The organism is Gluconobacter sp. DsW_056 (assembly GCF_002153595.1).
Classification (GTDB): domain Bacteria; phylum Pseudomonadota; class Alphaproteobacteria; order Acetobacterales; family Acetobacteraceae; genus Gluconobacter; species Gluconobacter albidus.
Genome location: NZ_JOPF01000009.1, coordinates 519,853 through 526,176 on the forward strand (window position 1 = coordinate 519,853; position 6,324 = coordinate 526,176).

The 6,324-nt window shown below is 58.8% G+C and carries 7 protein-coding genes; 4 read left to right on the plus strand and 3 right to left on the minus strand.

What is annotated here, in order from left to right:
• Nucleotides 1–103 precede the first annotated feature (103 nt).
• Complete coding sequence (locus HK22_RS09665) at nt 104–1,219, plus strand: metallophosphoesterase (RefSeq protein WP_086649089.1); 1,116 nt, start codon at nt 104–106, stop codon at nt 1,217–1,219.
• A 277-nt stretch (nt 1,220–1,496) separates the two neighbouring features.
• Here HK22_RS09665 and HK22_RS09670 read toward each other — a convergent pair whose 3' ends face one another.
• Nucleotides 1,497–2,252: an anti-sigma factor gene (locus HK22_RS09670; RefSeq protein ID WP_086649090.1), complete on the minus strand. Its 756-nt coding sequence runs from the start codon at nt 2,250–2,252 to the stop codon at nt 1,497–1,499.
• A complete protein-coding gene (locus tag HK22_RS09675) occupies nt 2,249–2,782 on the minus strand; it encodes an RNA polymerase sigma factor (RefSeq protein ID WP_231878113.1) in 534 nt (177 codons plus the stop codon). The genes HK22_RS09670 and HK22_RS09675 overlap by 4 nt, the downstream gene beginning before the upstream one ends.
• A gap of 146 nt (nt 2,783–2,928) precedes the next feature.
• Between HK22_RS09675 and HK22_RS09680 the strand changes: the two genes are divergently transcribed.
• Both HK22_RS09680 and HK22_RS09685 read left to right on the plus strand, forming a co-directional pair.
• Nucleotides 2,929–4,014 (plus strand): catalase family peroxidase, encoded by a 1,086-nt coding sequence (locus tag HK22_RS09680; RefSeq protein ID WP_086649131.1) that lies wholly within the window; start codon nt 2,929–2,931, stop codon nt 4,012–4,014.
• A complete protein-coding gene (locus HK22_RS09685) occupies nt 4,011–4,583 on the plus strand; it encodes a cytochrome b (protein WP_077802260.1) in 573 nt (190 codons plus the stop codon). The genes HK22_RS09680 and HK22_RS09685 overlap by 4 nt, the downstream gene beginning before the upstream one ends.
• Before the next feature lie 23 nt (nt 4,584–4,606).
• On the opposite strand, the gene HK22_RS09690 is transcribed toward HK22_RS09685, so the two are convergent.
• Nucleotides 4,607–5,818, minus strand: a complete 1,212-nt coding sequence (locus HK22_RS09690; protein ID WP_086649091.1) for an MFS transporter — start codon at nt 5,816–5,818, stop codon at nt 4,607–4,609.
• Between the two features lie 105 nt (nt 5,819–5,923).
• Here HK22_RS09690 and HK22_RS09695 point away from each other — a divergent pair.
• The coding region (locus HK22_RS09695) for a TetR/AcrR family transcriptional regulator (RefSeq protein WP_143412396.1) at nt 5,924–6,324 on the plus strand (401 nt) is incomplete at its 3' end.

Sequence of the window (6,324 nt, forward strand, 5' to 3'; positions counted from 1 at the left end):
CGCGAACAATACTTCGGTATGGCACAAGCTCACGGCTGTGCCCGGGACGCCGATGGCCATCGCAAGCCGTCGGCTTCCCCTATCCATGAGGATATCCACACGCGTGCGCATTATTGTATTCGGCCTGCTTTTATCGATCGTGATCCTGAACTGGTTATGGCCACTTCCTCTTCCGGTCGCCGTGAAACTCCTGGTGGCCGTCTCCGTCATCGTGGCATCGCAATACCAGTTCTGGAGCAGGCTCTCCTCCGGATCGATCTTTGCGCCGGAGTTCCCGAAACCGCTTATCATCCTGTTCAACTGGGCGGTCGGGACGATCCTGTTTCTCACGCTGTTTCAGCTCGCGGTTGATCTCGGTGCGCTGTTGGTTGCACTGATTACGTGGCAACCGGTTCGTATTTGTACCGAAGCCCGCGTCGCAGTAGCTGGACTGGCCGGGTTGCTCGCGGCCATCGGCGTTGCCAATGCTCTGCGGGTGCCCCCTGTCAGGGATGTCACCGTCACCATACGCGGATTATCGCCGCTATTTGATGGGTACCGACTGCTCCAGCTGAGTGATCTGCACATCACGCGGCTTTTCTCTGCAAAGTGGGCCGCTCGTGTCGTGACGCGCGCCAATGCGGCCGCTGCTGATCTGATTGTCGTGACGGGGGATTTCATCGACGGGTCGGTGGAGATGCGCCGTGCCGACGTCGCACCGCTCGCAGACCTGCGTGCGCCCGATGGCGTACTGGCCGCTCCGGGCAACCATGAATATTTCTTCGATTATGCCGCCTGGATGCGCCATCTGTCGGCACTAGGTTTCGATGTGCTGGAAAACCAGCACAGGGTCATCACGCGCGGAATGGCCCATCTGGTAATCGCGGGCGTAACGGATCGTTCGGCGCGCGGGCACAGCCAAGTTGGCCCGGATCTTGAGGCGGCTTTGACGGACTGTCCGGCCCATGCTCCGGTTGTTCTGCTCGATCATCAGCCTGGCGACGCCCGGACCGCGGCGGCTCGGGGCGTGGCGCTTCAGCTCTCGGGTCACACGCATGGTGGGATGATCCGCGGCCTCGACATGCTCGTGGCACGAGGCAATAACGGCTTTGTCTCCGGACGCTACCAGGTTGGCGGCATGACGCTTTATGTCAGCAATGGGACTGGTCTATGGCCCGGCTTCGCGCTCCGCCTGGGCGTGCCAGCCGAAATCACGCGCTTTCATCTGCGGGCCGGATAAGGAAGAGGCCAGCTCACAATCTCTTTCCGATGACCGGCTATTTCTGCAATCGTGAATGGCCCTCTATGCCGTTGAATGAACGGCAGGAAACGCCTTGAGGGTTCTTTTAAAACGGAAATTTCGTCTCCACTCACAAAAAGCCAACTTTTTTCCTGCACTCTTAAATCTTCCGCTGCTCAATCATAGAAGATGCGACAAGCTCGAAATTCCGGACTTTCAAAGTGCCTTCGCAGGCTCATGCATCACACTCGAACCGCCTGCCAAGGCGTCCTGATCCTCAACTGGCCTTCGCCATCAGATCACGGGCATGGTCAGCCAAAGCGTGCAAACTGCTCATGGACGTATCCGCGACCATACTGACCCCCAGCCCGTTCTGGGCCCAGAGATAACCCGGCAGATGCCGCATCGGGCGCATGGGGGCGGTAACGTCCACGCCGTACATGGGACGCACGAACAGGGAGATCCGGGCACCGCTGTCATCATTATAGAAAAAGACACAGGCCGGCCCATGATCCGTCGTCACCAGTTGTCCTCCCACCAGGTGGTAGCCCGCTGCGGACAGATCCGGCGGCTGTACCGGGCGCCCCAGTGCTTTGCCGCCCCATGCTGCGAGTTGCGCAACATTGCTTTCCGTCATCGTGCTCCCTTTGCTGGCCTCACGCACGATGGTCGCTTCCTGCTCAACAGCAGCCAACCCGACGGGCACACGTCGATCCCGCAGAAACCATCCACTGCCAAACCCTACCGACAGCGCAAGGGCAATAGAGGCCGCCATTCGCGGCATGTTGGAATGCATACCTCTGCGTTGCCGCAGGTTTGAAATATTGAAGCGCGCTGACACAGGCTCCCGGAGTTCCGGCTCCAACCCTGTGCGGAGGGCCTCACGCTCGTTTCTCCACGCCATGACGCGCCGCAGTGTTTCGGGATGGCTGTCGAGCCAGTTTTCCACTGTGCGCAAACGTTCGGGAGACAGAAATCCATCAACCCAGGCCTGCAGATCATCTTCGGTCACGGGGCGATCAGGCTGGGTCATTTCACTCTCCGGAGCGTAGGGCGTTCCTCATGCTCAACAAGACTGTGCAGGGCAGCACGCGCCCGGGACAGACGCGACATCACGGTCCCGATCGGCAGATCCAGAATTTCTGCGACAACGCCATATTGAAGCCCTTCAACACCAACGAGCATCATGATCTGTCGATGATCGTCAGACAGACGTCCAAACGCATGCACAACTTCCTGCCACTCCAGATGAGGGATCTGTCCGGCTTCCTGCAATGGTTCAGGCGGCGTGGTTTCGCCCCATGACACGACCCGCCGGAAACGCCGCCAGTGATTAACATTGAGACGATGCGCGATCGTGAACAGCCACGCACGCAGATCAGACTGTCCACGCACCTGATGCAGTCGCGTAAGCGCGCGTTCCAGACAATCCTGTACGAGATCGTCCGCCTGGGACGGATCACGGGTCAGGACACGAGCGTATCGTCTCAACGCCGGAATGGCAGCCTGCAACCTGATATGCGCATCATCAGTCAACTCCGTCTTTGCCTTTCGCAGGGTCATTCTCACAGACAGAGACGTTCTGGGAGGCAGTTTATTCCGCATCAAAGCGCAGGATGCGAAAATATTTTCCAGTAACGCGTTTTCCCGGGAATAAAGCCAGCCTGCCTGACGTCTTTGCGGACGATAACCGCATCGGATCAAAACCCATGGCACAGAAACCTGCCCCCCCACCCATACTGGCCCTCCGCTGGCTCGGCGTTGGCGCCGTACCTGCGGCACTTGCGCTGGCCTTCCTCTGGGCTGGTGGCTGTTTTTCTCCCGGCCGTGTGACACAGAACCGCCTGATGGGCGAACTGCACAATGCCGGAAGCTACGGACATGGTTTTCGAAGAGCTCACGCCAAGGGGGTCTGTGTCAGCGGATGGTTTGACGCTAGTGGTGACGCTTCGCATCTGTCACGCGCAGCAGTTTTCCATGAGCAGCATGTGCCTGTCATTGGGCGGTTCGCTCTCGCCGTGGGGCAGCCTTATGCGTCGGACAACGCAGCCACCGTGCGAAGTATGGCACTACGCTTCATGCCGCCCGATGCCCCTGAATGGCGGACGGGTATGAATGACCCGCCGGTTCTGCCGCTACGCGATGCGCATGATGTCTCGGATTTTTTTACAGCGCAGCAGAGTGATCCGGCAACCGGAAAGCCTGATCCGGCCCGCGTAAAAGCGTTCGGCGCAACCCATCCCTGGCTCAGATCCGCAGCCGATGTAAACGCCCACCGGTTCATTTCATCAGGGTTCGCAGACGATACGTTTCACAGTCTCGATAGCTTCGTCCTGAGCGCCGCAGACGGCACGACAACAGCGGTTCGCTGGACCATGATACCAACGCAGCCGGTGACCCCAAGTGATGCCAAAGCGGGCGATCGTGAGTATCTGTTCCGTGAACTGATCAGCGACATTCATACCCATGCCCTGCACTGGCATCTGATGATGACCGTGGCAGGTCCACATGATGCCATCAACGATCCAAGCCAGATCTGGGCGCAGGATGACCAGACGCTTGACGCCGGAACCCTGACCCTCAATTCCATTGAAAGTGAGGATGGCGGCCCCTGCACAGGCATCACCTTTGATCCTCTCGTTTTGCCGCCAGGCATTCAGCCATCGGATGACCCAATCCTTCAGGTCCGCTCTGCCGCTTACATGCGGTCTTTCTCTCTCCGAGCTGGTGAAAGCCGCAGTTCAAGCGCTGTGACACCTACCCTGATTCAGACCCCTGAAAGCAAAAAATCATGAACGGCATGGCTACCTTCCCGCTTCTGTCGCGCGTCTTGCACTGGCTCATGGCCGTCATGATTTTGGCTATGCTGTTTATTGGCCTTTTTATGGCCTCTTCAGTCGGCCCCGATTATCATCGACTGGTGACGCTGCATCGCCCTCTGGGCATCGCGATCCTGATGCTGGCAATCCTGCGCGTGGCAAATCGCCTTCGATCCTCAGTTCCGACACTTCCGGAGGATTTGCCACGACTTTTAAGGCGCATCGCTACGACTTCACATATTCTGCTGTACGGGCTGATGATTGTTCTGCCGTTTGTGGGCTGGGGAATGCTATCCGCAGGCGGGTTTCCCATTCCATTATGGGGACAGTCCCTCCTTCTCCCCCCTATCCTGCCGCATAATCCTGCCCTCTGGTCCTGGCTGCGTTCCGCTCACACAATTCTGGCATTCGCGCTCTTCGGGCTGGTTCTGGCGCATATCGGGGCGGCCCTGTTCCATGGCCTCATCCGACGTGATGGTGTGTTGCGGAGCATGTGTGCAAAGGAAGCTCCTTCACCGGATTTGCAAGAACAGAAACCGGTTTGAGAGTTTGGTCAGTGTGTTTCACACTACGAATGTGGACGCCCAAGCCGATGTCCAGATCGAAACCCGTGGGACCGGGCCTGCCATGTGATCAGAAAGCCAACACCGGCAAGCCCCAGCACAGCCCAGGGAAACGATGTTGCCCCCCAGGTCTGAAGCAGCACACCTCCCAGAATTCCACCACCCGCTATGGCGCTGTTCCAGACAACAACATTCATTGACAACGCGACGTCCACGCCATCACCGGCCGCATCGGCAAGTGCCGTCTGGAGCAAGGTCGCGGCTCCTCCAAAAGTCAGCCCCCATATCGTAACTCCAATCACGATCACCACTGGCGACGCAGACCCAATTACAAAGACACCCGCAACAACAGCGAAAGTCGCCAGACTGGCCAGAACGGAAAGGCGCAGGGCACGATCGACCGTACGACTGGTCAGCCAGATGCCAACAAGAGCCGCGAGACCAAAAAGCAGAAGGACCCGGTCTGCCTGTCCTGCCAGCCCGGCAGGTGAGATAAAGGGCACGATATAGGTGTAGAGAACATTGTGGGCGAGCATCCAGACCACCACCACTCCCAGAACAAACCGCACGCCCGGAGTTCGCAGAACGCGCCCGAACGGCAGACGCTCATGCTGCGCAACTCCCGGGAAATCAGGGACGCTCTTCAGAACCCAGACAATCAGCAGCAGGGTCGAGGCCGACATGATTCCGAAGGCCAGCCTCCAGCCCATCAGAGCTCCCAGCCAGGTTCCGGTCGGAACACCCAACGATAGCGCGACTGGCGTACCCACCATGGCAATGGCCAGTGCACGCCCCTGCTGGGAGCGTGTCACCATTTTGCGCGCATAACCCGCCAGCAATGCCCAGGCGAGGCCCGCAGCGGCACCCGCACCATAACGGGCCATAAGGATGAGGCCGTAATGTGTCGAAACCGCCGTGATTGAATTGAAGATCACAAAACCGATGATCGCCAGCAGCAGCACCCGCCTCCGCCGCCAGCGCTGTGTGGCGAGTGTCAGTGGGATCGCGGCACTCAGGGAGCCCAGAGCATAAGATGTCACCATCTGTCCTGCCAATGCCGGGGAAATGTGCAGGCTCACCCCGATCTGAGGCAGCAGACCGGCGGGCAGCGTTTCGGTCATGATGCAGATGAAGCCGGTCATGGCCAGTGCGAGCAGACCGGCTATAGGCAGCCTGTCATCAGCCCTCTGCGCGGGGGATGTCGTATTGGATGTCATACGGCTCTCATATATGGAACGATCGGTATATATATGAGAGCCTCAAAACCTTGGCAATCACTTCTGGATCACTTAATATGAAAGTCTTTCAGCAGGAGCAGCACCATGGCGCGGACAGGGCGTCCCCGTGAGTTTGACAGGGACAAGGCAATTGATGCCGCCACGGCGCTTTTCTGGGCGCAGGGCTACGAGCCGACGTCCCTGACGCAGCTCAAATCCTGCATGGGCAATATTTCGCCCGCAAGTTTCTATGCAGCGTTTGGCTCGAAAGAAGCCCTGTTCCGCGAAGTCGTGCAGCATTATCTGGCGACCTATGGGCAGGTGATGGCGCCCTTATGGGACGAAAACCTGACACCGCGGGATGCGATTGAACGGGCTTTGCGCGGTTCGGCGCGCATGCAGGCTTCCCGGACGCATCCCTGTGGCTGTCTGGTCGTGTCGGGCGCCAGTAACTGTTCGCCCGAAAACGAAGCCGTTCAGGCCCTTCTCGCTGCAGAGCGCCAGCG

What these genes read in the sequence shown, in the direction of transcription:
- HK22_RS09690 (WP_086649091.1), bottom strand. Translation starts at nt 5,818, where the DNA reads ATGACATCCAATACGACATCCCCCGCGCAGAGGGCTGATGACAGGCTG.
- HK22_RS09670 (WP_086649090.1), bottom strand. Translation starts at nt 2,252, where the DNA reads ATGACCCAGCCTGATCGCCCCGTGACCGAAGATGATCTGCAGGCCTGG.
- HK22_RS09680 (WP_086649131.1), top strand. Translation starts at nt 2,929, where the DNA reads ATGGCACAGAAACCTGCCCCCCCACCCATACTGGCCCTCCGCTGGCTC.
- HK22_RS09685 (WP_077802260.1), top strand. Translation starts at nt 4,011, where the DNA reads ATGAACGGCATGGCTACCTTCCCGCTTCTGTCGCGCGTCTTGCACTGG.
- HK22_RS09675 (WP_231878113.1), bottom strand. Translation starts at nt 2,782, where the DNA reads ATGACCCTGCGAAAGGCAAAGACGGAGTTGACTGATGATGCGCATATC.